Annotated in this window: 21 protein-coding genes and 5 pseudogenes; 15 read left to right on the forward strand and 11 right to left on the reverse strand. The window is 68.6% G+C overall.

Translation table 11 applies throughout. The features are described 5' to 3' along the window. Nucleotides 1-816: 816 nt before the first annotated feature. Nucleotides 817-2,181 (reverse strand): carboxypeptidase regulatory-like domain-containing protein, encoded by a 1,365-nt coding sequence (locus ACWD3E_RS35405; protein ID WP_451391627.1) that lies wholly within the window; start codon nt 2,179-2,181, stop codon nt 817-819. Nucleotides 2,182-2,226: 45 nt separating this feature from the next. Here ACWD3E_RS35405 and ACWD3E_RS35410 point away from each other — a divergent pair, with 45 nt between their 5' ends. Next, nucleotides 2,227-2,871: a TetR/AcrR family transcriptional regulator gene (locus ACWD3E_RS35410; protein ID WP_451391628.1), complete on the forward strand. Its 645-nt coding sequence runs from the start codon at nt 2,227-2,229 to the stop codon at nt 2,869-2,871. A 77-nt stretch (nt 2,872-2,948) separates the two neighbouring features. Here the strand turns inward: ACWD3E_RS35410 and ACWD3E_RS35415 are convergent, their stop codons facing one another. Continuing rightward, a complete protein-coding gene (locus ACWD3E_RS35415) occupies nt 2,949-4,202 on the reverse strand; it encodes a PP2C family protein-serine/threonine phosphatase (protein ID WP_451391629.1) in 1,254 nt (417 codons plus the stop codon). 323 nt (nt 4,203-4,525) lie between these two features. On the opposite strand from ACWD3E_RS35415, the pseudogene ACWD3E_RS35420 reads away from it, so the two are divergent. Continuing rightward, nucleotides 4,526-5,088: pseudogene (locus ACWD3E_RS35420) on the forward strand (transposase); the annotation flags it as partial. On the opposite strand, the gene ACWD3E_RS35425 reads toward ACWD3E_RS35420, so the two are convergent. Beyond that, nucleotides 5,089-5,328 (reverse strand): hypothetical protein, encoded by a 240-nt coding sequence (locus ACWD3E_RS35425; protein WP_351222025.1) that lies wholly within the window; start codon nt 5,326-5,328, stop codon nt 5,089-5,091. A 186-nt stretch (nt 5,329-5,514) separates the two neighbouring features. On the opposite strand from ACWD3E_RS35425, the gene ACWD3E_RS35430 reads away from it, so the two are divergent. Both ACWD3E_RS35430 and ACWD3E_RS35435 read left to right on the forward strand, forming a co-directional pair. Beyond that, a complete protein-coding gene (locus ACWD3E_RS35430; RefSeq protein WP_351222024.1) occupies nt 5,515-5,976 on the forward strand; it encodes a universal stress protein in 462 nt (153 codons plus the stop codon). Nucleotides 5,977-7,605: 1,629 nt separating this feature from the next. After that, entirely contained in the window at nt 7,606-8,415 is an 810-nt protein-coding gene (locus ACWD3E_RS35435) for an IS5 family transposase (protein WP_451391648.1), read from the forward strand. A gap of 514 nt (nt 8,416-8,929) precedes the next feature. Here the strand turns inward: ACWD3E_RS35435 and ACWD3E_RS35440 are convergent. Further along, nucleotides 8,930-9,226 carry a hypothetical protein gene (locus tag ACWD3E_RS35440; RefSeq protein WP_351222023.1) on the reverse strand — a complete coding sequence of 99 codons (297 nt, stop codon included), beginning with the start codon at nt 9,224-9,226 and terminating at the stop codon, nt 8,930-8,932. Nucleotides 9,227-9,258: 32 nt separating this feature from the next. Between ACWD3E_RS35440 and ACWD3E_RS35445 the strand changes: the two genes are divergently transcribed. Beyond that, complete coding sequence (locus tag ACWD3E_RS35445; RefSeq protein ID WP_451009766.1) at nt 9,259-11,445, forward strand: SpoIIE family protein phosphatase; 2,187 nt, start codon at nt 9,259-9,261, stop codon at nt 11,443-11,445. 461 nt (nt 11,446-11,906) lie between these two features. On the opposite strand, the pseudogene ACWD3E_RS35450 reads toward ACWD3E_RS35445, so the two are convergent. Together ACWD3E_RS35450 and ACWD3E_RS35455 are read right to left on the reverse strand one after the other, a co-directional pair. Beyond that, nucleotides 11,907-12,401 (reverse strand): annotated as a pseudogene (locus ACWD3E_RS35450) (IS630 family transposase); the annotation flags it as partial. After that, nucleotides 12,359-12,853 carry an LLM class flavin-dependent oxidoreductase gene (locus ACWD3E_RS35455; RefSeq protein WP_451009765.1) on the reverse strand — a complete coding sequence of 165 codons (495 nt, stop codon included), beginning with the start codon at nt 12,851-12,853 and terminating at the stop codon, nt 12,359-12,361. The gene ACWD3E_RS35455 and the pseudogene ACWD3E_RS35450, both read right to left, overlap by 43 nt. Between ACWD3E_RS35455 and ACWD3E_RS35460 the strand changes: the two genes are divergently transcribed. Beyond that, the gene (locus ACWD3E_RS35460) at nt 12,793-12,990 is read left to right on the forward strand and encodes a zinc-binding dehydrogenase (RefSeq protein ID WP_451009772.1); all 198 of its coding nucleotides are present in this window, start codon (nt 12,793-12,795) and stop codon (nt 12,988-12,990) included. The genes ACWD3E_RS35455 and ACWD3E_RS35460 overlap by 61 nt on opposite strands. Nucleotides 12,991-13,439: 449 nt before the next feature. Next, a pseudogene (locus ACWD3E_RS35465) lies at nt 13,440-14,015 on the forward strand (TetR/AcrR family transcriptional regulator); the annotation flags it as partial. A gap of 533 nt (nt 14,016-14,548) precedes the next feature. Here the strand turns inward: ACWD3E_RS35465 and ACWD3E_RS35470 are convergent. Together ACWD3E_RS35470 and ACWD3E_RS35475 are read right to left on the reverse strand one after the other, a co-directional pair. After that, nucleotides 14,549-15,286 (reverse strand): UxaA family hydrolase, encoded by a 738-nt coding sequence (locus ACWD3E_RS35470; protein WP_451391630.1) that lies wholly within the window; start codon nt 15,284-15,286, stop codon nt 14,549-14,551. Between the two features lie 131 nt (nt 15,287-15,417). Continuing rightward, nucleotides 15,418-15,498: pseudogene (locus ACWD3E_RS35475) on the reverse strand (IS5/IS1182 family transposase); the annotation flags it as partial. Nucleotides 15,499-15,512: 14 nt separating this feature from the next. Between ACWD3E_RS35475 and ACWD3E_RS35480 the strand changes: the two are divergent. Beyond that, entirely contained in the window at nt 15,513-15,638 is a 126-nt protein-coding gene (locus ACWD3E_RS35480; protein WP_451391649.1) for a heme-binding protein, read from the forward strand. 244 nt (nt 15,639-15,882) lie between these two features. Here the strand turns inward: ACWD3E_RS35480 and ACWD3E_RS35485 are convergent, their stop codons facing one another. After that, the gene (locus ACWD3E_RS35485) at nt 15,883-16,473 is read right to left on the reverse strand and encodes a TetR family transcriptional regulator (RefSeq protein WP_351222017.1); all 591 of its coding nucleotides are present in this window, start codon (nt 16,471-16,473) and stop codon (nt 15,883-15,885) included. Nucleotides 16,474-16,759: 286 nt separating this feature from the next. Between ACWD3E_RS35485 and ACWD3E_RS35490 the strand changes: the two genes are divergently transcribed. The 4 genes and pseudogenes from ACWD3E_RS35490 to ACWD3E_RS35505 form a co-directional block, all read left to right on the forward strand. After that, nucleotides 16,760-17,713 carry an SDR family NAD(P)-dependent oxidoreductase gene (locus ACWD3E_RS35490; RefSeq protein ID WP_351222016.1) on the forward strand — a complete coding sequence of 318 codons (954 nt, stop codon included), beginning with the start codon at nt 16,760-16,762 and terminating at the stop codon, nt 17,711-17,713. 163 nt (nt 17,714-17,876) lie between these two features. Beyond that, a complete protein-coding gene (locus ACWD3E_RS35495) occupies nt 17,877-18,695 on the forward strand; it encodes an SDR family NAD(P)-dependent oxidoreductase (protein WP_351222015.1) in 819 nt (272 codons plus the stop codon). 163 nt (nt 18,696-18,858) lie between these two features. Next, the gene (locus ACWD3E_RS35500; RefSeq protein ID WP_351222014.1) at nt 18,859-19,614 is read left to right on the forward strand and encodes an SDR family oxidoreductase; all 756 of its coding nucleotides are present in this window, start codon (nt 18,859-18,861) and stop codon (nt 19,612-19,614) included. A 238-nt stretch (nt 19,615-19,852) separates the two neighbouring features. After that, a pseudogene (locus tag ACWD3E_RS35505) lies at nt 19,853-19,981 on the forward strand (IS630 family transposase); the annotation flags it as partial. A gap of 11 nt (nt 19,982-19,992) precedes the next feature. On the opposite strand, the gene ACWD3E_RS35510 reads toward ACWD3E_RS35505, so the two are convergent. After that, nucleotides 19,993-20,742: a transposase gene (locus tag ACWD3E_RS35510; protein WP_451391631.1), complete on the reverse strand. Its 750-nt coding sequence runs from the start codon at nt 20,740-20,742 to the stop codon at nt 19,993-19,995. A gap of 319 nt (nt 20,743-21,061) precedes the next feature. Here ACWD3E_RS35510 and ACWD3E_RS35515 point away from each other — a divergent pair, with 319 nt between their 5' ends. Next, nucleotides 21,062-22,276, forward strand: coding sequence for an IS110 family transposase (locus tag ACWD3E_RS35515; protein WP_451391632.1), 1,215 nt, complete (start codon nt 21,062-21,064; stop codon nt 22,274-22,276). Nucleotides 22,277-22,568: 292 nt separating this feature from the next. Here ACWD3E_RS35515 and ACWD3E_RS35520 read toward each other — a convergent pair whose 3' ends face one another. Next, nucleotides 22,569-23,456 carry a helix-turn-helix transcriptional regulator gene (locus tag ACWD3E_RS35520; protein WP_351222010.1) on the reverse strand — a complete coding sequence of 296 codons (888 nt, stop codon included), beginning with the start codon at nt 23,454-23,456 and terminating at the stop codon, nt 22,569-22,571. Nucleotides 23,457-23,590: 134 nt separating this feature from the next. Here ACWD3E_RS35520 and ACWD3E_RS35525 point away from each other — a divergent pair, with 134 nt between their 5' ends. Continuing rightward, the gene (locus ACWD3E_RS35525; protein ID WP_451391633.1) at nt 23,591-24,514 is read left to right on the forward strand and encodes an SDR family NAD(P)-dependent oxidoreductase; all 924 of its coding nucleotides are present in this window, start codon (nt 23,591-23,593) and stop codon (nt 24,512-24,514) included. A gap of 69 nt (nt 24,515-24,583) precedes the next feature. Next, complete coding sequence (locus ACWD3E_RS35530) at nt 24,584-25,462, forward strand: NAD(P)-dependent oxidoreductase (protein WP_351222008.1); 879 nt, start codon at nt 24,584-24,586, stop codon at nt 25,460-25,462. The last annotated feature ends 187 nt before the right edge of the window (nt 25,463-25,649 follow it).

The raw sequence follows: 25,649 nt of genomic DNA on the forward strand, positions 1-25,649 counted from the left end.
ACATGCACACGAAGGGCCCGTAGGCGACCCGGTCACGTGCATCGCAAGGTGCTTGCCAGGAGGGGCCTCGACCGGGGCTCAAGAGGATGACCGCTTTGTAAGCCTGGTGAGGGCTCCTGGAGGATGCGCAGGCCATGGCGGATTTGGTGAGCTCCCAGGTTGGCGAGGCAGCGCGACTGCGGCGAACCGCCGTTGACCGTGGTTGACCGCCCGATCTGGCACGGCTGTGGCACGCCAGCACTGCCCCTGCCGGAAACCGATGTCACGCACGCTCATGGAGACTGTTCGCCTCCACCCCAAGGCCACGTAGGAAAGCCTCATGATTCGGTGCTCCCGACCCCGGCAGGACAAGCAGCCGCCGCGGAACTGCCGCGAGTGCGGTCAGCTGTGTCAGCACGCCGGCCTTGGGCTGTGCTCGGCCTGCCGGCAATAGCACCCCGGCCGTCCCTTCATCCGCGGCGAACACCTCCGCGAACAGCTCGCCACCCCACCCTCATGGCTGGACGACTTCGTCGCGCATGTCGCGGCCCGCCTCTGCGTCTCCCGGGCCTGCAGTCTCATCACCGACCTCGGCCGCCTCCTGCAGGACGAGCACTCCAACTCGCCCCAGGCCCTGCTGGAGCGGTCCCGCCGCCCCGGACGGTCGATGGGCCCTTTCGCCCGTGCCCTCGCGGACTTCCTCACCCACCACTGCCGGGTCGGCGTACAGCGGCAGTCTCCCCGCAGTCCTGGGTCGATGCCCGGGACCGATGCCGGGTCGGTCAGCCAGCCGGGGTCACCCGTCCTCGAGGTCCCGAACCCTCTGGTGCACGGGTCTCAGGAAGCTGGGGCGCCAAGGACGAGGTCTTGGTTCACGGGTGCCGCTGGATCGAGGAGAAGCTGCGCGACCGCGGCTGGGCGGCCCGGCATGATGGCAATCACCAAGGCGACAACATCGCTGAAGCCGGTGGCCGCGTATTCTCCGTTCCGGTCGGTGCGGGTGCGGACAAGCTGGCGGCCGCGCGGGTCGATCACGGTGACCGTGGTGCCTGGCAGCGGCTGACCGGACGGATCGGTGACCCGCCCGGTCAACATCGGCTCTTCGTCGCCGAAATGGTGCTGGTGTCGGGCAAGGGCGACGGGCTCGGGCAGCATCACCGTGGGATCTTCCGCAGGGGGTCCGGGGACATACTCGGTCATGGTCTGGCCTGCTGCCTCCCGCGCCAGGCGCCGTTGATGCCTGAGGTAGCCGAGCAGGATGAGCATGACGCCGACAGCGGTCCAGGCGCAGAGCACCGCTGTGGGCCGCAACAGTTGGCTGTTGCCGAAGTAGCTGACGCTGCGCAGGGCATCGGCGGCGTTCCCTATGGGCAGGATCGGGTGCCAGAAGGCGAAGAAGCCTGGCACGAGTTGGACGGGCACAGCGGCGCCGCTGCTGGGCACGCCGAGCAGGACGAACAACGTGATCGCGATCCCGGGGAAGAACCCGCCGAAGAAGGGCACCAGGCCATAGGCGGTCAGCGACACGGCCTGGGTCAGCAGGAGCAGGTACAGCAGGTCCAGCGGATTCGGCGGGATCACCTGCACCACATAGGCAGCTGCGAGGTAGGCGACAGCGGTGACCACCACCCCCCAGCCGACGCTGATGGCCACGTGTGCCCACCGGCCGAAGCCCACCGCGCGCTGCATGGTGATCACCATGAAGTAGGCGGCGACAACGCAGGCCAGGACGACGTACAGGAGGCTGGAGCCGGAGGCATCGCCCGGCACGGTGGGGACCAGTTCGCGGAAGGCGAGCGTGTGGCCGGCCCGTCCCGCAACGGCGGCGAAGGTCTGGCGGACAACCGTCTCCAGGGCGGCGCCGTCCGCCTTGGCCCCGTACAGCCGCGGATGGTGCCCGCCTGGCACGTATGCCGCGACCACGCTGTGGTCTAGGACGGCAGCACGGGCCCTGGCGGCGCCGGCCGTAGGCCGGAGGGTGAAGCCACCCGGCGCCGTCACGTCGAGCTCCTGCTGCAGCCGCGCCGTGGTGGCCGGCGAAGCGGCCACTGCGATGCTGACGTGATGCGGCGCCGGGTGATGGAAGGCCGGCAGGTAAGAGAAGAGCAGCCCCACCAGGAAGAGCGCCGGGAGCCATAGGCCCATCGCGAGCGTGCGCACGGCTTCGCCGACGCGTTTTCTGTCTATCTGCCCCTGTGTCACGCCGCCACGCTACGAGAAAACTTGCAGTAGTGCAAAATTACACCCGTGCAGTATGATGGCAGCGGATACGCTGACGGAAAGGACCGGGCCTCCATGCAGGCAGCAGCTCCGGGGCTCCGGGAACGCAAGAAGGCCGAGACTCGCGCGTCCCTCCGCGCAGCGGCCGTGCGCCTGTTCCTCGAGCGTGGCCCCGCCGCCGTCACGGTGAGCGACATCTGCGAGGCGGCCGGGGTCTCCGCGCGAACCTTCTTCAACTACTTCGATGCAAAGGAGGAAGCGCTCCTGCCCTGGGACAAGCACCTCATCGAAGAAGTCATCACGGAACTGGCCGCGCGCCCGGCCGCTGAGCCGCCGCTGACCGCGGTGCGCCGGGCGATCGAGCAGACCTTCCCCAGCCTCGCCGCCAGCACCGGCTGGCAGGCCTGTGACAGGGTGCTCGCGGCATACCCCGAACTGCGCACCACGATCGTCCACGGGATGATCCGCAACCAGACCAGGCTCGCCGATGCCCTCGCCGAACGCGCCGGGCAGACGGGCGACAGTCTCTACTCGCAGCTCCTCGCGGGCGCCGCGGCGTCAGCGTTCCGCGCGGCCTTTAGCGTCTGGGCACCGGAAACCGGGACCTCAGGCCTGCAAGCGCTTGTCGGTGAAGCCTTTGACCGGCTCGCCGCCGGCCTTCCCCCGAGTTGACCCGACCCGGCGAGCACCGCCGGCCGCCCGCTTGCTGGAGAGGCTGGCGACGGCCGGATCACGCCATTCGGGCGCCGCTAGGAGAGCCCGGCAGTAGGCGCGCCGGATGGTCCAGTGGGGCCGCGCTGTGCGGGGATAGCGCGGTCGAGTTCCGTCGGTTCCCGGCCGGCTGGTGTGACGCGGTGGGCGACGAGGGCGGCGAGGTCGTCGTCGCGGGTGCCGTGACAGTAGGCGAGCAGGTCCTGGTGGAGGTGGTCGAGGAGTTGGCGGGACGGGGCAAGGGCCCATCGGCGGACGCGCTGGGCGAGGGGGTAGAACGCCCCGGTCCGGTCGCGGGTCTCGCTGACGCCGTCGGTATAGAGCAGCAGGCGGTCGCCGACGGTGAAGGGGATGGTGTCGACCTGATAGGGGTCGCCGAGCAGGTTCGCCATGTTGATGGGTGGTGACGGCGCGCTGGGCTCCACCTCGCGCACTTCGCCGCCGTGCAACAGCAGGGGTGCGGGGTGCCCGCAGTTGAGCACGCGCGCGATCGGTTCCCCGGCGGGGATCTCCACGAGCACGATGGTGGCGAAGCGCTCCAGCCCGTCGTCGGGGCTGTTCCGGGAGTAATGGCTCATGACGGTCTCCATATGTCCTGCCAGGGACGGCAGGTCGGGTGCGCTCATCCTCAGCACCCGGAACGTGCTGAGGATGACCGAGGCGACCTCGACGGCCGGAAGTCCCTTGCCGCGGACGTCGCCGATGATTAGCCGCACCCCGTACGGGGTCTGCATCGCCTCGTAGAAGTCGCCGCCGATGCGGGCCTGCGCGGCGGCGGCCTGGTAGAGCACCTCGACGTCGATGTCTTCGAGGTGCTGCGGGAGTGGGCGCAGCAGCACCCGCTGTGCGGTCTCCGCCACGGAGCGGACCTGGGCGAGGGTGTGCTCCCGGTTCTGCCGTACCCGGCTGGCGTAGGCGGCGGCCAGGGTGACGACCACGATCGCGAGCAGGGTGAAATTGCCCGGTGCGTGGCCCAGATTGTGGTCGGCGGCGGCGATGGCGAACCCGGCCATCAGGGCGAGCAGCCCGATGCCCAGCGTGCCGGCCACGGAGAATATCGCCGCGGCCAGCGCCGGGGCCGCCCCGATCAACCGGTAGAACTGCAGGTGGGGCGCGAAGAAGGCCGCCACCGAGTCCAGCACGATCACGAGCAGCGGAAACAGGAGCGCCGGCGAGAAAGGCCGGCCCTCTTCCCGTATCCGCTGGGAGAGCCGCTTCTGGGCGATCACCTGCCTGAGCGACCGAACGGCGGTGCCGCGGGCTGCGATGACCCCCCTGACCTGCACACCCATGTTTTTGTCCTTAGGCGGAGACGGTTCACAGAAGCCTGTTTATGGACGGAACTACCTGAAATATGTCCATATGCCCCTGTCACGTCACCACGCTACGAGACAGTTTGCAGTAATGCAAACTTTCATCAGTGCAGTATAAAGCCAGCGGATACGCCGGCACTCGCGCCTTGCGGAAAGGACCGGGTCTCCATGCAGGCAGCAGCCCCGGGGCTCCGGGAACGCAAGAAGGCCGAGACTCGCGCGGCCCTCCGCACAGCGGCCGTGCCGACCACCCCGCGACCGTCGGACGAGACGACGAGTTTGGGGCGCGACCCGGTAGTGTGCACGAGTTCGGTCCCCTCGGCATCAGGCCCGCAGGCACGGGCTGGTCCCCCTCCGGCCACCCCGAGCGGTACTCGGCCACCTACCACCGCACCCACGGGGTCCGCTACTTCCACGGTTGCTACTCGGTCGGCGACGACAAGTTGTGGGGCGTCAACCGGCGCAGGAAGGGCGCCGGCAAGACGCTGGCGGCCCTCAGGACGATCCGCGCGGCCCGGCCGGACGGCGCTCCTGTCTACGTCATCTTGGACAACCTGTCCGCCCACAAGGCCAGGAGATCCGTCGCTGGACCAGGAAGCACCGGGTCGAGCTGTGCTTCACCCCGACCTGCGCGTCCTGGGCCGACCCGATCGAGGCCCACTTCGGGCCTCTGCGGCAATTCACCATCGCCAACTCCAACCACCGCAACCACACGGTCCAGACCCGGGCACTGCACGCCTACCTGCGCTGGCGCAACGCCAACGCTCGCCACCGAGAAGTCCTGGCGGCCGAGCGCCGTGAACGCGCCCGGATCCGCAGCGAGATGGGCATCCGCTGGGGCGGACGCGCGCGAATGGCAGCCTGATCACTCGCTGACGTTCGAGGTCGCACAGTCCGCGACCCCCAGATCGGACAGCACCGCCCGCAGCCGCTCCAGGGCCGCAGTCGTGTCCGAGCCCTCCACGATTTCAAGGTCAAGATGGCAACGATCCATGCCACTGCCCGCGCCGGTGACCTCGCCGTCGAGCTCGAACGCCGCTTCCAAAGCCTCCTCGACCTCATCACGGTCGATCGGCAGCCCCACGAAGACGATCTCGACGAACACCCCGGTCCTCCCTCTCAACCCGGCGAACCATAGCGGTCAGAGCACCTAGGAAGTGGCGGAGCCCGGCGTCCGTCGATGGTCGGGCCGGGACGTTCGGCGTGACGCCCACCCGCCCCGTCGGCCCCGTGTGGAATTCCCCGGCGCCCGCACGGGCCTTGGACCTGCGGTTTCCGATAGCCTCAAGCCGTGAAGGAAGAACACTCACATCAGTTCGAGCGGGGAACGGACGGGCCCAAGGTCATCGTCGTCGGGGTCGACGGCTCCGACTCCTCGCTCCGGGCGGCGCACTATGCCGGCGGTCTCGCCCGACGACAGCGCGCGCTGCTTGCGATCGTGTACGTGCAGCCCGTGATGGCGGCGGGGGCGGCGCTCGGGGTACCGGTGGCTGAGACGACCAACGAGATCGCGGAGGACCTGGTCAAGTACATCCGCGAGGCCGCTGAGCGTGTCAGGGGGATCTTCGATGTGCGCTGGGAGTTTCACACGTTCCGCGGCGACCCCTACAACGGTCTGGTCGAGGCGGCCGACGAGCTGAAGGCGGACGCGGTCGTGGTGGGCGCCTCCGAGCAGGCCGGCCACCGCATCATCGGGTCAGTCGCGATCCGGCTGGTGAAGGCGGGGCGCTGGCCGGTGACGGTCGTACCGTAGGTGGTCGACCGCTCGCCGCACCGTTCGCCGACGAACAGCGACCGCCCACCGCACGGCTCGGTTCCGGCCCTGTCCCGGCGGCCCGCCGCGCGCTGCCATACGGCCATGACGGCCGGAACCACCACTCCTACCGGGACGACCGCCGAGCACGAGCTGGCCGAGCTGCGGCCTCTGCCTTGTCGTGCTCAGCGTCCGGGTCTCCGAACTTCGCCAGTGCGTTCTCCGTGCGCAGTTCTCCGTCCCGAGATGCGGATTCCATCCGGGCACACGCGGGTCAGGACGTCGAGCGCGCCGCCCGAAGGGCACGCTTTCCAACTGTGGTGGTGGGGTGTTGGGGTGTGTGCGGGAGCGTTCACTTGGGTTCATGGGCGCATGGTCGGAGTGCGGGAGTGGGCCTCTGGTCTCGCCTGAACGTCCGCGAACGGCGGTGAATGAGACGGAAACTGAGACGGTGGCGACCGGCCGGGTACATGCTCCTGCCCAGATGAGCGCTCAAAGGTAAGTCGCCACCGCGGTCCCGGCTTCGGTGTTGGGGCGAGCCGTACCGCCCAAGGTGTGCCCGGGCCTGTCCTCCGCTGTCCTGTACCAGCTGCTGTTGACTGCTTGCCATCGATGATGGGGCGGTGGGGACCAAGCGTCCTCCGGCGAGCTGAGGATGCAATCAGTCGTGACGGCGCTCTACCTGACTGGACCTTCGTCTTCTCCTTGCTGTTCGTCAGGCATGTCCAGGATGGCCTCTCGGGTGTAGTGAGGGCTCCCTGGGGGTGGGGCCGCCCCAGGGGCCATGAGTTCGGCGAGGAGCCTGCTCAGGTCGTCCGTGGACAGCGCCAGGCCCAGGGTCTGCACGATGCGCAGAGCGCAGTCCCGGATGGACTGAGCGCTCTTCTCGGGCGCTGCCGTGCTCCTGATCTCGTCACACACTCGGCTGAACTGCTCAGCGCTGATCGTTGGCCGACTAACCGGTTGCGCCATGGTGCGCTCCTCCTGGAAGAACGGGCCGTTCCACCCGCTCTTCCAGAAAGCGCTGAGCGCACCCCAACGGCAACTGGAGAGCCAGCGCGCAGACGCTCGACCAAAGCCGCATTAGGAGATCACCTGCACGCACTTGTTCGTCGCTGCCTGATCATGCCACTCGACCAGCGCCAGCTCTCCCTGTGGAACGTGGGCCTTGGTGGCCGGGGGCGTTGTCTCCTGCGTGGGCGACCCTGAGGCCGGGGCTGGCGGGGTAGCAGTGATCGTTGCGGTGGTAGTCGCAGTAACGGTTGCCGTGACCGTAACTGCAGGCTGAGGCGCCGATTCCCCACACCCGACCACCAGGAGTGCCGCGACGCAGATTTCAACAGCGGTCAGTGCACCTGCCAGACGTCGAGGTCTGAGAGGGCGTTTATGCAGGTCAAGCCCTAAATGCAGCTCTCGCTCCTGCCCTACTCTGAGGGCCTTCACCCCATGGGCGGCGAATGGCGGTCTCCAGGGCGGAGGCTCGGCCATCCATCTCGTTCGCTTCCATACCTGGAAGTCCGTCTGGTTTGAACTTGCCGTGGAATCGCCCAATGAACGACGGAACCGAGCCCTCCGCCTCGCACGTGGTCACGCTACGCCGCGAGCGAGCGCAAGCCGTACCCCAGCGACCTGTCCGACGCCCGATGGGCCCTGATCGAGCCGACGTTGACGGCCTGGAGAAAGGCCCGACTCGACCGCAGACCAACCGGACAGCCGGCCAAGGTCGATTTACGGGACGTCTTCAACGCCATCCTCTACGTGAACCGCACCGGAATCCCCTGGAAATACCTCCCGCACGACTTCCCGACCCACGGCACCGTTTACGCCTACTACGCCGCCTGGCGCGACGAAGGAATCTTCGCCCAGCTCAACTACGACCTGACCGGACTGGCGCGAGTGAAAGAGGGGCGCAAGCCCGAGCCGACCGCATCCGTGATCGACACGCAGAGCGTGAAGACTTCCACCAACGTGCCCGTGACCAGCCAGGGAACGGACGCCGCGAAGAAAATCGTGGGCCGTAAGCGAGGCATCCTCACCGACACGATCGGACTCATCCTCGCCGTGACCGTCACCGCCGCCGGCCTCTCGGAGAACGCCCTGGGAACCCGCCTCCTCGACCAGGCGAAGGAGACGTACCCGACCATCTCGAAGAGCTGGGTCGACACCGGCTTCAAGAATGCCGTCGTCGAGCACGGCGCCACCCTCGGAATCGACGTCGAAGTCGTCAACCGGAATCCGAAGAGCCGCGGCTTTCAGGTCGTGAAAGGGCGCTGGGTGGTGGAGCGGAGTATCGGTTGGATCATGATGCACCGCCGCTTCGCCCGCGACTACGAGACCCTCACCGCCAGCTCCGAGGCCATGATCCACATCGCCTCGATCGACAACCTCGCCAGGCGCATAACGGACGAGACGACACCCACCTGGCGAGGAACGTACTAGGACGTAAAAGGCAATCTGCTCACTTCAAACGCCCTCTGAGAGCGAGCCAGCGAGTCATGAGCGCCTTCCATGGGGCGAGGGAGCCGGGCTATGCGCGACCCATGAAAAGCGCAGGTGATGTGGCGCAGGGAGGAATCCTAGGGCAGAGATTCGCCGGATGTGGCGCTCGGGTGATGGTTCTGTGATGACTGGGCAGTCGCCGGATCAGGCTGGGAACTACGGGCGTGACAAGCAGGTTTTCCATGAGGGTCACGTAGCGCTCCAGGTCCTCAGCCCAGCCGGGGATCACGAGGTCTTGGACCGTGCTCAGAGCAATCGCAGACTCGCCAAGCCTCCCTGCCGGTGCAATGCCTGCGACGCGAGGCGATGCGGCCGATCCGCTGGGCGTAGCCGCCCTACGGGCAAGCAGCGGTGCCGGCCAGGGTGTTCCTGGCCAGCCCTGCTGCCGCCAAAATTTCAGCCGAAGTCGAGCGTGCCCGGCGGCGGGGCCGGAGCTGAAGTGGTCGCGCGCGTATCACCCCCTTGCTGCGTAGCGTGCCAGCACCACCGTCGCCCCGATCGCCACTTCGGTCGCGTCGACGTCCCCGGCCTCGGCCGGCTCGGCGGCCTGTGCCTCGACGGCGGCCGCGCGTTCGGCGACGGCGTGCAGTGCCCGATGGCCTGTGTGCTCGTCCTCGATCACGCTGGACAGCAGGCCCTCCACCGCGAGGATCCACTCACGCGTCCGCTCGGCGCGCGGGACGGCCCGCGCCCACTGGACCGCTAGGCGCAGCGTCGAGAGAGGCCCTTGTCGGCCGGGGTGGCCAGCCATGCCCGGGCGGCGGCCGGATCGGTGTCGGCGATGTGCGCGAGGAACGGGGCGGCTGGCCCCCGTCCGCCAGCCGCTTGGTCCGGCGTCATCCGTCGCCCCTTCTTCGCGGGCGGCCGTCGACCTTTCCCGCCGGTTCCCTGCCGTCGTCACTCGACGTATGCGACCAAACACACCCTTTATCAAAGATCACGCAGCAAAATGCGCGAAAATTACCGAAGAGAGCTGTTTTGCCATGTGCCAGGGGGCCACAGATGGACGCCTCGGACGAACTCCTTCGAAGTGCTGACCCGGCGGCTCTTGTGACGCTGGACGGTGTCATCAACGGTCTCAACGCTGCGATGGCCACGGCGCTGGGTAGGCCGGCGGAGCAGTGCCTGGGACGTGGCTTCGGTGATCTGTGGCCCGCAAGTCAGCGGATGTCGGCCGAGAGTCTCGTGGTGGCCGCCGCCAGGACAAGGACGGTCGCGATGCGGGTGCTGGAGTTCCCCGGGCCGGGCGGAGCGTCCGTTGCCTGCTTGATCGAGGCGCGGCAGGTGAAGGATCCCGCCGGTGACGAGCAGCTGGTCTGGGTGCACGCACTGGATGCGCGAAACGACCTGGCCAGCCTGCTGATCCCGTTCCGGCTGGCCACCGAGGCCGCCGACCTCGGACTGTGGATGTATTCGTCCTATGACCACAGTATGGAATGGCTCGGTGGCGCACCCGCCCTGGCCGCACTCTTGCCGGTTCCCACTACGTTGCTTTCCAGTGTGATCTCGGCAGTGCATCCCGACGACCGGGAGGCCTTCCGGCAGCTCCTGCGCCCGCCCCCCGACCAGTCCCCCTGGGTGAGTGTGCGGTACCTCACCCAGCACGAGGGCTGGCACCAACTGGCCGCCCAGACCCGTCGGATCCAGTTGGGGTATGGCGGCCCCGAGCGGATCTTCGGGGTGGTCCGCGACGACACCAAGCAGGAGAAGCGCAAGAAGAAGGCGCGGGCCGCGCTGACTGCCGAGCGGCAGCGCGCCAAGGACATCGCCGACTTCTCCTCCGCCTTGATCACTGCGGCCACGGAGCAGGAGCTGCGACAGGTCGTCCTGACCCGGCTCGCCGCGACCTTCGGCGCAAGCGGTGCCCTGCTCGCACTCGTCGACGAAGGCCGCCTGCGCGTCTCCACCGATGCCGGGATAGGCATGTGGGAGGCCGAGGCCCTGCACGGGATGCCGCTGGACCAACCGAGCGCGCTACCCGAGGCCATCCGCAGCGGCAAGCCGCAGTTCATCCCCGACCAGGAGGAGTACATCCGCCGCTGGCCGCATGGGGTCCTCTTGCCGTGGTTCGCCCGGCTCGGCTTCGACTACACCATCTCCATCACCCCCCTCAGCGAGACCGGCAACCAACCCCTCGGGGCGTGGCAGATGACCTATCGAAGCGGACACCGGCCGTCCCTGGAGGAGCAGACCCTCATGGGCACGCTGGCCGACCTGGCAGGCCAGGCACTGAGGCGCATCAGGTTGCAACAGGCCCGAGTCGAGCTGGCCACCGCGCTGCAGAAGACCATGCTCCCCACGCTGCCCGCCCACCTCCCGGGTCTGGAGGTCGCCGCCCGCTACCGGCCCAGCCGGGACGGGCTGGATATCGGCGGAGACTGGTACGACGCCTTCATGATGCCCGACGGCGCCATCGGAATAGAGATCGGCGATGCCCAAGGGCACGACGTGGACGCCGCCGCCTTCATGGGACAGGTGCGCTTGTCCATGCGCGCGATCGCCGCCCACGAACCGGATCCGGCAACCGTGCTGACGCGCACCAATGAGCTGCTCGTCACGATGGATGCGGCACGATTCGCCAGCTGCACCATGCTGCATCTCGACCCGCGCGACGGACGGGTCACCGGCGCCAGCGCCGGCCATGTGCCGTTGCTGTGCGCGCGCGAGGACGGCAGCCACAGCGTCCGCGAGCTGCCGGGCGGGCCGGTCCTGGGAGTCGTGCCCGACACCGAGTATCGCGAGGAGACCTTCACCCTGGACGAGGGCAGTGCCCTGGTCATGGTCACCGACGGCGTGGTCGAAGGACCGGGCCTGACGTTGGAAGCCGGACTGGAGCGAGCCGGAACAGTGGCCGGCGCGGCCCTTTATGACGGACTGAAGGCCGAGGAGACCGCCGATCGCATCCTCGACGCCGCGGTCGCGGTAGACCACCTCGACGACGTGGCCGTGCTGGTCATCCAACGCACATGACGGCGCCCGCGTCCCCACACCCTCTATACGGCCCCCCAAGCCAGCCGCGGAAGGACCCTCCGGCCCCACTCACCCAGAGCCCCAGTTTGGAAGACCGCGTATGCGGATGCGGCCTGACCTGGGACATGGCCGACCTGCCGCTCTGTGGCGTGGCGCCCGTGATTCGCCGCCAGTCCCCGTGATTTCCCGCCCTATCGGGCACGCGAGGGGCACACAATGGCGCTGTCTCCGCCAGGCCTCGCTGTCATGGCGACGGGCTCGCGCGGTCGCTCTGCCCTGGACTTGCAGCACGGCGCCGAGCAGAACGAGCCCAAGGGCCGCAGTGGTCAGAGCCGCCTGCGTCCCGCTGGCCCAACCGACAAAGAGGGCCAGGGCAACGTCTTGGGCCGGTGGGCTGGCCAACGCCACGCTCCTCAAGGCCCTGTGAATCACCAGCATGGTGATCGCACCGCGCACGGCATCTAGTGTCCTGCGCCGGAGATCCGTCGGCAGAAGCGGGCGAGTGAGTCGAGGATTTCTTCGGCGGTCTTGGTCCAGATGAACGGCTTGGGGTCTTCGTTCCAGGCTTTGACCCATGCCCGGACGTCGGCTTCCAGGGCGTGGATGGTCTTGTGTGCGCCGCGGCGGATCATCTGGTGGGCGAGGTAGCCGAACCAACGCTCGACCTGGTTGATCCACGAGGAGCCGGTCAGGGTGAAGTGCAGCTCGAACCGCGGGTGTTTGGCCAGCCAGGCCTTGATCGCCGGTGTCTTGTGGGTGCCGTAGTTATCGACGATCAGGTGGATCTGCAGGTGAGCGGGCACCTCTTTGTCGATCCGGATCAGGAACTTCTTGAACTCCACGGCCCGGTGCCGGCGGTGCAGGGCCGTGATGACTTCACCCGTGGCGACATCGAACGCGGCGAACAGCGTGGTCAGGCCGTTGCGCACGTAGTCGTGGGTGCGCCGCTCGGGCATGTGCGATAGGTCGCGATGGCGATGTGCGCCGCGGCGGGGTTGAGGAATGCCGCGAACGTGTATGGCAGGCCCAGGCGAGCGGCGACGACCGCACTGGCGGGGCTGGAGCCGAGGATCCATGTCTGCGGCCGACCGGCGACGCCGTCGAAGAACGGCACCTGCGCGAACGGGTGGCCGTCTTCGAAGCCGTCGAACCAGTGCAGTAGTTCGACGACCTTGTCGTCGTAGGGCTCGGGCGTGGCGACCGCCTGGCGGGAACTCTGCAGCGCGAGGTCGAGCAGCGGACCGGCCGTGGCTCGGCCGAGACCGAGGTCGATCCGCCCCGGGAACATGGCGTTCAACTGGACGAAGGTCTCGGCGACCCGGTACGGGCTGCGCTGGTTGAGTTCGTCTGGTCCACGTCCGCGGCGATGCCCCCCACGAGTCCACCGACCAGTGGCGGCAGCGCGCATCCCAGGTGATGCAGTGGGTCAGCGACGGCACACTCGACGTCCTGATCGACCGGACGTACCCCTTGGAGGACGCCGCCCAAACGCACAGTGACCTCGAATCCCAGGGGACCGTGGGCAAGCTGCTGCTCATTCCGTGACATGACGGCCGGTGGCCGGGCGGGCCCGGATGCCGATTGCATGTTCGACATCCGGTCATGGTTCGAGGGTTGCGCTTTGATCGGTTCGGTCGGTTGTCGAAGACGGTCCGGGACCGGGGCGGTGAAACTGTGGGTGAGGTCGTCCGCGGCAGCGGCCGCCGGCCGAGCAGGTGCTGCCGGCGGCCGTCCACTACCGCACCACACTCATCCATGCGGCAGCCCGCCCCGCCGTTTGGTGCCTCCCCACCCACCCTGTGCCGGCATGCCCAGTTCGGGCGGGGGCCGGGGCGCCACCTACGACGACAGCCACGCCGTCCCGCTGGACGTCACAAGCGGCGCCACGCTGGGGAGTTGCGCGAGGTATCGGGTCACATCGAGAACCTGCGTCCGGAGGTCACCCACGTGACGAGCGGGACGGTCGCGGCCATGTTCCGGCCAGGGAGGCAGCAGTGACGGACCAGCCGTTCCCCCTCAGCGAGATCGTGGCGTCGCAGCGCCCGCACCGCAGGGACGCCGCACGCAACTACGACGCCCTGCTGGCCGCCGCGCGCGAGGCGTTCGCCAAGAACGGCGCGGAGGCCTCTCTGGAAGACATCGCCCGTTGTGCGGGCGTCGGCATCGGCACGCTCTACCGGAATTTCCCCACCCGCCGCCATCTCTTCGAGAGCGTCTACGCGGACGAGGTGAACGCCCTGTGCCGGATGGCGCAGGACGTCGCCGCGCTGGAACCGTGGGAGGCGTTGACCTCGTGGCTGCGCCGGTTCGTGGACTACAGAGTGACCCAGCGGGCCATCCGCGACGCGCTCAGCAACGAGTCGGAGGTCTTCCTGGCCTGCCGGGACTCGATGTACCAGGCGGGCGGCCCGCTGCTCGAGCGGGCGCAGAAGGCCGGGCAGGCGCGTACGGACATGGGCTTCGACGACCTGCTGCGGATGGTCGCCGGGATCACCGCCACCAACTTCCTCGATGACGCCCAGCGCGACCGCGTCCTCGCCATCGCTTTCGACGGCGTCCACGCCGCGCAACGACGCGGCCACACAGGTCGGCGCCCCCGCGATTGCGGTCCGGGTCGGCAACTGGAGCGAGCCCGGCGCCGTCCCAGGCTGACGTCGGGGTCAGGGGCCGGACACCCGGCGGTCGCGGAGGCCGCCGCAGACGCCCAACGCACTGGACCGGTATCTGTGCGCCCGCAGGGAACTGCTCGAGCCCGATGAAGGGCGCCGGGGTTGCCGCCCATGTGTGGCGGGGCATGGTTTCCCAGCAGGCGACACGACGGATCTGAGGGGGCGCCGTGGCGCCTTCGACCCTGCAGCGGTCGAGCTGCGACCAAGGCTCGCGGCGCTGTCGCGTGACACGCGGCTGGTCCTGGTGCCCTTCGCCTGCATCGCCGAACTAATACGCCGGGCGGGAGATGGCGCCCCGCACTGCGGCGCTGCCGAGGACGTTCCTGAACAGTGTTGAAGCGGGCCGTTCGCGGCCAGGAGCGCGGAGGCGTTCGTCGCTGCCGTTGCCCGAGACGTCACAGCCGGGGCCGGGGACATGGTACCGGACCAAGTCGTTATGAGGCTGATCCTTTGGAGTGGACACCCTGACAATGGATCTTGATGGTCCAGGGAGGGATGTCCAGGTGGGACGCCAGTCTCCGTATCCGGAGGAGTTCAGGAAGTGAGGTTGATCCCCGGGAGTGAACACCGGGTTTCATGCGACGAGTGAGCGTCTCGACCCCCGCGTCGTCGCCCGCGAGGAGATTCTCCGGCTGATTCACCTCGCAGCCGCGACTGATCACGAGGGCCGCGGCGACGTTGGCATGTCCGAGGTGACCGCGCAGAGTCCGCCGCAGGATGTCGTCCCCCATAGTGCCCTTTCCCATGCCGCAGCCGAGGTCGTGCGGGAGCGCGATGATGCCGTCGAGGCCTGGTGTCCCCTTGTGCAGGTCGTCGGCCCGCCGCGCGATCATCCCGGCCACTGTGGCGGAGCAGTTTACGGTCGGGACGACGACGATGTAGTTCCGGGTCGCCGCGCGGCCGTCCACACGGCGGTATCCGAGGAAATGGTCTCGGGTGGGAGCCGCACCGATAGGTCGCGTACGCGTCGGCGATGTACTCGCTCGTGGTTCCTCCCACCGGCCGATTCCCAGGTTGTGCACGTGGACGTGCCTGCCAGCGGGGATGTCGGCCAGCGCCACGCCGATGATTTCGCTGTACTTGCGGACAGGAGCGCCCATGGGAATGTCGCGCAGCGCGACCTTGTGGCCGGCGGTGATGTCCTCGACGGCCGATACCGTGCCGTCGGCCACCTCGATGGGCGTTCCCCGTGATATGTCCCCGAGGAGCAATCCGATGTCATCCAGGCCGGGGCGGGGCACGAGCGGCCGGGCGACGGCCGCTGTTCCCGGCCCCAGCGGATCACGGCGATCATTGAGGTCTTTCAGCGTTGCCGCTCCAGGGTGAGGACCGCTGCTGCGATTGACGTCGTTCGATTCGGGCTGCAACCCCGGAGCGGTCTCCATCCAGGGCTTCAACATCCTCCCCGGAGGTCTGCCCATCTCCCTCGACGGTGGCGTTGTCGCCGGGATCGGCGTCTCCGGGTCCCCCACGGGCGACATCGACGCCTCCTGCGCCGCCGACGGCATCAAGGCCATCTCCTGACACACCACAGCGCGGACGCCGCCCGGCCCGAAACCGAGCGGGCAGCGTCCGCGCGTGACGTCGCACCTGGCGGCGTCGGCAGCGCGGCGAGAAACGTTCGATCTGTCGGATCGAACGCAGGCCTGGCTCCACAGAACTGGCGTTGCGGGGCCGGAGCGGTCGTCGGGCTCGGTGGCGTCCCGACGGTGAGGTTGCCCTCCTTGCGGACTGTCGGGTGCGGGGGTGTTTCGGTGTGGAGATGGCGTTACGCCGCAGTGCCCTTCGGTTTGCTGATGCGGCGCGCGGCCTCGACCACTGCAGCACGGTGCGTGGCCAGTCGTTCGTCCGACCAGGTCTGGTTGCCGCTGGTGTCCGCGCCGTCACCTTCGGCGGCCAGGAACCAGGCCTGGGCGACCGCGAGCACCATGGTGAGTAGGTCCTCGGGCGCCATGCCCTGGGCTACGTCGCCGCGCTGCTGCGCGGCGCCCACCTCGGCACTTTTCTGTCGAAATGCCTCAGGTTCCAGTGAAGCGGCGGTGGGGCGTTCCAGCTGTTTCCATAGTCGAAGGCGCATCAGTTCCGGCCGTTCGACCAGGTGGTCGAAGATGGCGCCGGCGTAACCGGGCAGGTCGTCGACGTCGAACGGCACCGACTCGGCTCCCTCGGCCATGGCTCGTTGCAGCACCTCGTCGAAGAGCTGTTCCTTGTTCCCGAAGTAGACGTAGATGAGCCGCTTGTTCGCTCCGGCACTCTCGGCAATCCGATCCACCCGAGCACCGGCGATGCCGTAAGCGGCGAATTCGGCGAAGGCGGCGTCGAGCAGGCGCGCCCGGGTGAGGCTGGAGTCCCGTGGCATGCCTTCAGTCTAGCAAGTAACTATCTAGTTATTGACAAAGGTGGGCGACGGTCCCTACGGTCGGGGTATCTATCCAGTTAGTTATGGAGGAGATGGACGGCAGAACGCGAGGTTTCTGCAGGTAGGGCGCGCGGGCGGTCCCCGTCGGCTCGCTTGCCTCCCGTCTGACCGATCCATCCGAGCAGCGGCGCGACCGCTACGAACACCCACCCTCGCCGAGGTGTCGCATCAGCGCGGCAAGTGAGCCGCCCCGGTGGTCCTCGGCCCTTCCCGACAGGAGAACCCCATGTCCACAGCGCAGACGTTCGGAGCGACCACGAGGGCCGCCGAGGTCATCGACGGTGTCGATCTGCACGGCCGTCGGGCCGTCGTGACCGGCGCGAGTTCCGGCATCGGAGTGGAGACCGTTCGCGCACTCGCCACGGCTGGTGCTGACGTCACCCTGGCCGTCCGAGACGCTGACGCGGGCGCCGCGGTGGCGGCCCGCATCGCGGCGGACCTGCCCGACGGTGCGGGGAAGCTGTCCGTCGGTCGGCTTGAACTGTCCGACCGCAGCTCGATCGCGCAGTTCGTCGCGGACTGGGACGGCCCGCTGCACATCCTGGTCAACAACGCGGGCGTGATGTCCCCGCCGCAGATCACCCGGACGCCCGAGGGCCGGGAATGGCAGTTCGGCGTCAACCACCTGGGCCACTTCGCGCTCGCCACCGGCCTGCACCCGGCGCTCGCCGCCGCGGGCGACGCCCGCATCGTCGCGGTGAGCTCCATCGGCCACCAGTTCTCGCCGGTCGTCTTCGACGACCTCGACTACCGCTACCGCCCCTACGACCCGTGGACCTCATACGGGCAGTCCAAGACCGCCGTGACCCTCTTCGCCGTCGAGGCCGCCAAGCGGTGGGCCGGCGACGGCATCACCGCCAACGCGGTGATGCCGGGCAACGTCGGCGACACCGGACTGGCCCGGAACACGGACATGGAGGCCGTGGCGGGCCTGCTCGCCGCCGGCGAGCTCGCCTTCCCGCCCGGCAAGACGGTCGAACAGGGCGCCGCGACCTCGGTTCTGATGGCCGCCTCACCGACCGTGGCCGGGGTCACCGGCCGCTACTACGAGGACTGTGCGGAGGCGCGGCCCGTCACGGAGCGCGGCACCAACGTCGCCGGCGTCGCGCCGTACGCCCTGGACCCGGACAACGCAGCACGCCTGTGGACGGTGTCCGAGCACTTCATCCAAGAGCGGTGACATCCGCCGCACCTCTCCCCGGCGCGCCGGTGTCCGCACCGGCCGCGCCCGCGACAGGCAGAGCTGTTCCTCGGGCCTGCGGGCCCCAGGAACAGCCGCGGGGGGATTCGACCCGGGCGGCACAGCCCGCCCGGACCATCAAACATGGAAATGCAGAGGCATCATGAGCAAGGTCTGGTTCATCACCGGTACGTCGCGCGGCTTGGGCCGTGCCTTCGCCGAGGCCGCGCTGGAACGCGGCGACAAGGTCGCAGCGACGGCCAGGAACATCGACTCGCTGGCGGACCTCGTCGGTAAGTACGGCGCCGATCGGGTACTGCCGCTGGCGCTGGACGTCACGGACAAGGCAGCCGTCACCGCCGCCGTGACCGCCGCCGTCGAGACGTTCGACCGTCTCGACATCGTCGTCAACAACGCAGGTTATGGCCTGTTCGGCATGGTCGAGGAGATCACCGAGCAGCAGTTGCGCGACCAACTGGAGACCAACCTGTTCGGCGCGTTCTGGGTGACCCAGGCCGTGCTGCCGACCCTGCGCGAACAGGGCAGCGGCCACATCGTGCAGGTGTCCTCGGCCGGAGGTGTCGCCGCGTTCCCTTCGCTGGGCGGTTACCACGCCTCCAAGTGGGCGCTCGAAGGCTTCAGCGAGTCCCTCGCCCAGGAGGTCGCAGGCCTCGGCATCCACGTCACCATCGTCGAGCCCGGCGGCTTCACCACCGACTGGGCCGGTTCCTCCGCGACGCACGCCGCACAGCTTTCCGCCTACGACCAGATCCGCGCGGCCATCGCAACCCGACTCGGCGACGCCCGCTACAGCGACCCTGCCGACGCGGCAGCCGCCCTGCTGCAGGTCGTCGACGCCGACAACCCGCCGCTGCGGGTGTTCTTCGGCACGGAGCCCCTCGAGATCGTCGAGCCGCTGTACGCACAGCGGCTCAAGACCTGGGCCGACTGGCAGCACATCTCACGCATCGCACAGGGCTGACCGGCCACCCACCAGTCAGCGCCCACCAGCCCGCGCCGCAGACGTCGCGCCCGGCACACCAGCCACGCAGCAACTCCCTTCCTTCTTGCCACCCCGAGCCCCTCTCAGGGCCACGAAGCAGTCGCACCATCATCCACACGCGTCCCGGAAAGGCACGATTCCCATGACCGATCTGACGGGAAAGACCGCAGTGATCACAGGCTCCGCACGAGGCATCGGCCGGGCCATCGCCCTGCGCTACGCCAGCCTCGGCGCGAACATCGTGGTCAACTACTCCTCCGACAAGGACTCGGCACAGGCCACCGCCGCCGAGATCGAGAATCTCGGCCGGCAGGCCATCACCGTCCAGGCGGACGTGTCCTCCGTCGCCGACATCCGGCAACTCTTCGACGAGGCCGTCGCACGGTTCGGGCAGATCGACATCGCCGTCGCCAACGCAGGCGTCGAGAAGATCGGCATCGACTTCGTCGACATCACCGAAGAGGACTTCGACCGGCTGTTCACCATCAACACCAAGGGAGCCTTCTTCACGCTCCAGGCCGCCGCCCGCACCGTCGCGGACAACGGCAGGATCATCTACGTCGGGTCGAGCACCACTGCGGTGCCGGTGGCCCGCGAAGGCCTCTACGGCTCGAGCAAGACCGCCCCGTGCTACGCCGTGGGAGTCCTGGCACAAGAGCTGGCAGACCGGGGCGTGACCGTCAACTCGGTCCTTCCAACAGCCATCGAGGCCGCGGGCGTCTTCACGGCGTTCGACCCCGACCACCCGGTGCGCAAGTTCGTCGCCCAGTCCGGCCGCATCGGCCGCCGGATGGGCTCCGTCGACGACGTCGCGGACGCCGCCGAGTACTTCGCATCCGACCTGACGGCATGGGTCAGCGGACAGAGCCTCCTGGTCACCGGCGGCACGTTCCAGTAGCCCCAAAAGGCTCGGAAGCGCGCTGATCTGCTCCGAGGCAGCCCCGGCACAGTCGGCAGGGGCGGGCCGTGCCTGCGGTCAGCCGATCGCAGGCACGCACCGATCAAGGCAGGCGCAGGATTGCGCCATGCACTGCGGATCGTCATCGACCCATGGGCACGCCAGCGCCAACGCCTACTGATCTCTTCGGGTTGTTGTCGGGAGTGATGTGTGCTGATCCCTGCGGTAGGCCGGTGGCATGCGGTACGCACAGGGCGGTGGGCTGACCGCGCAGCGCCGGCGGTTTCGGGAGCGGATCCCGTACGAGGCCGGCGAGCGGTTTGTGCGCGGCGAGAGAACCTCGGTGATCGCGACGGATCTGCTGGTCAGGGAGCTCTTTCAGCGGTGCCGCTCCAGGGTGAGGACGGCCGCGGCGATGGACGTCATTCGATTCGGGCTGCACCGGGACCTGCGGAAGATCCGCCACGACTTCAGTCGTGCGATGCCACGCTCGACCGGCGCCCGTGCTGTGGACAGCGCTCGGTTGACGGATTGCTGGGTCGGTGTGAGGTCGCGTCCCGGTGGGCGTCTGAGGGGCGTCGTCACCCAGGGGCCGGCTCCCATGTAGGCGCGGTCGGCAAGGATGGGAACGCCCTGTCGTTCGCAGATCCGGATGATCCGATGGGCGCGGGCCGCGGTGAGATCGTGTGCGCGGCCGGGCAGCGTCGGCGAGATCCACAGCAACTGGCCGACCGGGTCGGTCACCACCTGCACGTTTACCCCGTGTCGGCGGTGCTTGTGGGAGAAATCGGCCCGGCTGTCGCCGACCCGGTCGCACTCCGCGAGGGTGCCGTCGAGGAGGACGTAGTCCGGGTTAGCCTCGCGCAGGGCGCGCAGCAGACCGGGTGCGCGGTCGGCGAGCAGGTCGACGACGGCTGTCGTGTAGGCGTGGGCGGTGCCGACGGAGATGCCGAACCCGGCAGCGAGCTGGGCGAGGGTGTCGTGTCGGCGCAGGTATACCAGGCCGACCAGGGCACGCTGGTGCGGTGGGAGCTTGCAGCGGCGGTCACCCTCACGGGTGACGATGAGCATGGTGACCCACTCGACCAAGGCGTGGGGCAGGTCGAGTGCGGCAGAATACGGAACCAACGCGGCTCCTGTGCCGGTGGGTTGAGACTTCGAACACCTCCCCCAACGGCACAGGAGCCTCGTGCGTTGCGGGCATCGATCCCGTCACCCGATCCATACCTTTCTTCGTGGGCTGATCCGGGTCACTCGTACGATCAGGACACCCAGGGGTGCTGGGTATGGCTGTCACCCGATAGCCGTGGTTGTGGCTTCCACTGATTGGCCGCCCAGCACCCCGCGACGACTCGGCCGCTGATTGGGATACGCGAACTGAATCGCTCGTATGGATGCGTCGGCGAGGTCGTCTGCTGGGCACACCCCCACGACGAAGGAGGACCGGGTGCCGCAACTGTGGGCGGGGACGGACGCGGGCAAGGCCGAGCACCACTGCACGGCACTCGATGCTGAGGGGAGGAAGCTCCTCTCCCGTCGAGTCCAGAACGACGAGGCAGACCTGTTGCAACTACTGGGCGACGTCCTGGATTTGGCCGATGGCGGTCCGGTGACCTGGGCGGTAGACCTCAACGCGGGCGGAGCTGCCTTATGGATCACTCTGCTGGTCAGCCATGGGCAGCAGCTGGTCTACATCCCCGGACGCACCATCCATCACGCCTCTGCCGCCTACAAAGGCGACGGGAAGAGCGATGCGAAGGACGGCTTCGTCATCGCTGACCAGGCCAGGATGCGCCGCGACCTCCACCCCCTGGCCGAGACCAGTGAGATCGCGGTCGACCTGAAGATCCTCACCGCCCGCCGCATGGACCTGTCCGCCGACCGCACCCGCGCGATCAACCGGCTCCGCGCGCAGATACTGGAATACTTCCCTGCCCTGGAGCGGGCCTTCGACTACAGCACATCCAAGACGGCCCTCATCCTGCTGACCGGCTACCAGACGCCGGCCGCACTGCGGCGAATCGGCCGGAGTCGCCTGGCGGCCTGGCTCAAGAACCACGGCGTCCGTGTGAGCAGCTACGCCAAGAGCGCCGCCGACGCCGCGGTCACCGCCGCCGAGGCCCAGCACACCGCCGTCCCCGGAGAGAAGACCAGCGCAAAGATAGTCCACACCCTGGCCAGGGAGATGATGGCCCTCGACCAGGAGATCGCGGAACTCGAGGCCCTGATCGAGAGCCGGTTTCGTGAGCATCCCGATGCGACAGTGATCACAACCATGCCCGGCATCGGCACCACGCTCGGCGCCGAGTTCATCGCCGCCACCGGCGGTGACATGACGGCTTTCGGCAGTCCCGACCGCCTCGCCGGCGTCGCCGGCCTCGCGCCCATCCCCCGCGACTCGGGAAAGGTCAGCGGCAACCTGCGCCGCCCGCGCCGCTACAGCCGGCGCCTGCTGCGGATGTTCTACCTCTCCGCACAGGTCGCAGCCACCCACTGCCCGGAGTCCAAAGCGTTCTACCAGCGCAAACGAGACGAAGGGAAGACCCACAAGCAGGCCGTGCTCGCGCTCGCCCGCCGACGCCTGAACGTTCTGTGGGCGCTGATACGCGACCACCGCACCTTCGAAACCGTCGCGCCTCGACCCACTTCCATGGCCGCATGAACCAGACACACAGCGACTTGACATCGTGATTGGGAATCAGTGGCCACGCTGAAAGAGCTCATTGTTCACGTCATCGACCGTAGGACGTCGACGCCGTCCAAGGGAAACACGGTTATCTACGGGGAATCATCCGGAATACGAAATGCCCCGTGCGGTCCTGGAGCCGGGTCGCGTATCCGGGTCGATGAGCACCGAGTGGCAATCCCGCCCGAGTGCATGTTGCATCCCGGTCTCGCGGGTCCGATTGCCGGAGGGATGCATACACCGGCAGAGACACCCGGGAGCGGCCCTGTCAGGGCATGGTGCGCCCAGGCCCTCGGGTCCCGTCGGTTGCGGCCCCTGTACCGCTGACATGGTCAGGGGCGTTCATGCTGGCGAGCAGGCGCAGGCATTCCTCGGAGGGGCTGCCCTGCTGCGCGTGGTAGGTGACCAGCGTTTGCCCATCAGTGCCCGGGACCAGCAGCTTTTCGTAGTGCAGTTCCAGAGCGCCTACCTGCGGGTGCTGGAGGAGGCTGGTGCCGGTGGTCTTGTGCTTGACATCCTGCCGGGCCCAGAGAGTGCGGAAGCGCTCGCTGCGCAGGGAGAGCTCTCCGACGATCTCGACAAGACGCGGGTCTTCGATGTCCGCGCCGACGACCGAGCGCAGGTACGGGACGACCCGGGCGGTCATGTCCTCCCAGTCCCGGTGGAGTTCCCGCATCTCCCGCTCGAGGAACGCGGCCAGAATGCCGTTGCGCCCGGGCGCGTTGAACGGTGAGAGCACGATGGCGAGGCTATTGGCGGCCAGGACGTCCATGTACTTGCCGTGGACGTACGCCGGGGTGAGTGGCCAGGAGTCGATGAGCGCGCGGATGCCGTCGCCGACCTTTTCGGGCTTGCGGGGACGCTTGCGCCGGGGGCTCTTGCGTGTGGCGATCTCCAAAAGGTAGGTCGTCGCCTCCTCGTCCAGCTGCAGGGCGCGGGCGATGCTGCGCAGGACCTGCTCCGAGGGGTTCTTGTCGCGGCCCTGCTCCAAGCGGTTGTAGTAATCGGAGCTGATCCCCGCGAGGAAGGCGACCTCCTCGCGCCGCAGCCCCGGGACGCGCCGGTGACCCTGATCCCAGGCCTCGTCGGGCCGGACCAGCTCCCTGCGGGCGCGCAGATACCGGCCCAGTGCGTTGGCGTCTGCGGCGGCTGTCATCGTTCCAGCTTACGAGCGCGCTCCGGGCTCGTGAGTGGCCCTGTCAGTCCCAGTCTCAGCCCGTCCTGGTGCGTCCCACGGCGTTCGGCGCAGGCTGAGGGTGCACGTTCGGAACGACCGGAGGAATGCTTCACATGTCTCAGCTCTTCACGACCCCGTACGACCGCGACAGCACCGCCTCGGAGGTGATCGAAGGCGTGGACCTGTCAGGCAGGCGGGCGATCGTCACGGGGGCCGGCTCGGGCATCGGCGTGGAGACCGCCCGCGCTCTGGCGGCCAACGGCGCCGAGGTCACGCTCGCCGTCCGCCGTCCGGAGGCCGGCGAGCGGGTCGCGGCCGACCTGCGCAGGGCCACCGGGAACGAGGCAATCCATGTCGCGCGCCTGGACGTGGCCGACCTGGAGTCGGTGCGGGCGTTCACGGCCGCCTGGCAGGGTCCGCTGCACATCCTGATCAACAACGCCGGCATCATGATGCCGCCGGAGCTCGAGCGGGGCATCGGCGGCCACGAGCAGCAGTTCGCCACCAACTACCTGGGGCACTTCGCCCTGGCCCTGGGGCTGCACCGCGCCCTCGCCGACGGCGACGGCGCGCGCCTGGTCTCGGTCTCCTCAAGCGGCCATCTCTTCTCCCCCGTCGTCTTCGACGACATCGACTTCCGCTTCCGCCCGTACGACGCGCTCGCCGCCTACGGCCAGTCCAAGACTGCCGATGTCCTCCTGGCCGTCGAGGCGCAGCGCCGCTGGTCCGGCGACGGCATCACGGCCAATTCTCTGCACCCCGGTGCGATCGCCACCAACCTCCAGCGCCACACCGGGGGTCTGCGGACCCCCGAGCCCTACCGCAAGACGATCGGGCAGGGCGCCGCAACCACCGTGTTCCTCGCCGCTTCCCCGCTGGTCGAAGGCGTCGGCGGCCGTTACTTCGAGGACGTCAACGAGGCGCCCGTCGTCCTCGCCCGGCCCACCGAATTCGGCGTCCCCGGCGTGGCCGCCTATGCGCTGGACCCGGAGAACGCCCAGCGCCTCTGGGAGCTGGCGAGCGACATCGTCCGCTGAGCACCACGGGATCCCCCCACCCCCCCCGTGCCTCACCTGAACCATTGAAAACAACGAAAGAAGTGAGTGATGACGGCGACAATAAGCAGGGTCGGTTTCATCGGTCTCGGTGACCAGGGTGGCCCGATGGCGGAAGCCATCGGCGAGCATGGCTTCGAGCTGCACGTGTGGGCGCGGCGTTCCGCCTCCTTGGCGGCGGTGGAGAGGGTCCCGCACACCGTTCACGGCAGCGTGGCGGATCTGGGGGCGTCCGCCGAGCTGATCGGGCTGTGTCTGCGCGACGACGCGGACATCTGGGAAATTTTGGACGGTCAGGGGTTGCTGGCCGCGATCGCCCCCGGAACGATCATCGTCAACCACGGCACCGGCGACCCCGCCGAGGCGGTCCGTATCGCCGAACACGTGGCGCGGGCCGGAGGTGGCTACCTCGACGCGCCCGTCAGCGGCGGCAGCCCCGGCGCCCGCGCCCGCACCCTCACCACCTTCACCGGAGGAACCCAGGACGTGTTCGACAGGGCCCGACCGGTGTTCGACACGTTCAGCGGCACCGTCACGCTGATGGGCCCTGTCGGCGCCGGGCAGTTCACCAAGCTGTTCAACAACGCGCTGACCATCACCAACATGAAGAACGCCGAGGACGTCCTCGGTCTGGCGTCGCGGGTCGGCCTGAACCTCCCCGCCCTGATCGACGTGATCAACACCAGCAGCGGCGGCAGCTCGGCGCTGCGAGCCCTCGGCGGCGACATCACCCCGGAGCTGGCCGAGCACGTTCACCTGCTCATGGAGAAGGACATGCACCACTTCGCCGACGCCGTGCGCGGCGCGGGCGGAGACGACCCCTCCGAGGTGCTCGAGCGCGGCCTGGCCGGTGCCGCCGGCCTTGTCGGCGCCGCCCGCCTGGTCGCCCGCGCCCGGGAGGCCGCGGTACCCGAGCCGGGCGTGGCGTGACCCGCCCGGCCGTTGCAACTCCGCGCCCTGCACTCCGCGGTCGAGGATCCGACCGCCCGTCCCGGGGCAGGCTCCGGCCAAGCCCACCCGGGTCGGCCGTGATCGTCAATGCCGACATACGGATGGGGGCATCGCCGCTGTCGGCCCAGACCAGCCGCAGTTTCCGGAAGCCTTCCCGCAGGACGGG

The organism is Streptomyces sp. NPDC002676 (assembly GCF_053592455.1).

What these genes read in the sequence shown, in the direction of transcription:
- ACWD3E_RS35415 (WP_451391629.1), bottom strand. Translation starts at nt 4,202, where the DNA reads ATGGGTGTGCAGGTCAGGGGGGTCATCGCAGCCCGCGGCACCGCCGTT.
- ACWD3E_RS35440 (WP_351222023.1), bottom strand. Translation starts at nt 9,226, where the DNA reads ATGGCTGGCCACCCCGGCCGACAAGGGCCTCTCTCGACGCTGCGCCTA.
- ACWD3E_RS35455 (WP_451009765.1), bottom strand. Translation starts at nt 12,853, where the DNA reads ATGCGCGCTGCCGCCACTGGTCGGTGGACTCGTGGGGGGCATCGCCGC.
- ACWD3E_RS35485 (WP_351222017.1), bottom strand. Translation starts at nt 16,473, where the DNA reads ATGCCACGGGACTCCAGCCTCACCCGGGCGCGCCTGCTCGACGCCGCC.
- ACWD3E_RS35490 (WP_351222016.1), top strand. Translation starts at nt 16,760, where the DNA reads ATGTCCACAGCGCAGACGTTCGGAGCGACCACGAGGGCCGCCGAGGTC.
- ACWD3E_RS35495 (WP_351222015.1), top strand. Translation starts at nt 17,877, where the DNA reads ATGAGCAAGGTCTGGTTCATCACCGGTACGTCGCGCGGCTTGGGCCGT.
- ACWD3E_RS35500 (WP_351222014.1), top strand. Translation starts at nt 18,859, where the DNA reads ATGACCGATCTGACGGGAAAGACCGCAGTGATCACAGGCTCCGCACGA.
- ACWD3E_RS35520 (WP_351222010.1), bottom strand. Translation starts at nt 23,456, where the DNA reads ATGACAGCCGCCGCAGACGCCAACGCACTGGGCCGGTATCTGCGCGCC.
- ACWD3E_RS35525 (WP_451391633.1), top strand. Translation starts at nt 23,591, where the DNA reads ATGTCTCAGCTCTTCACGACCCCGTACGACCGCGACAGCACCGCCTCG.
- ACWD3E_RS35530 (WP_351222008.1), top strand. Translation starts at nt 24,584, where the DNA reads ATGACGGCGACAATAAGCAGGGTCGGTTTCATCGGTCTCGGTGACCAG.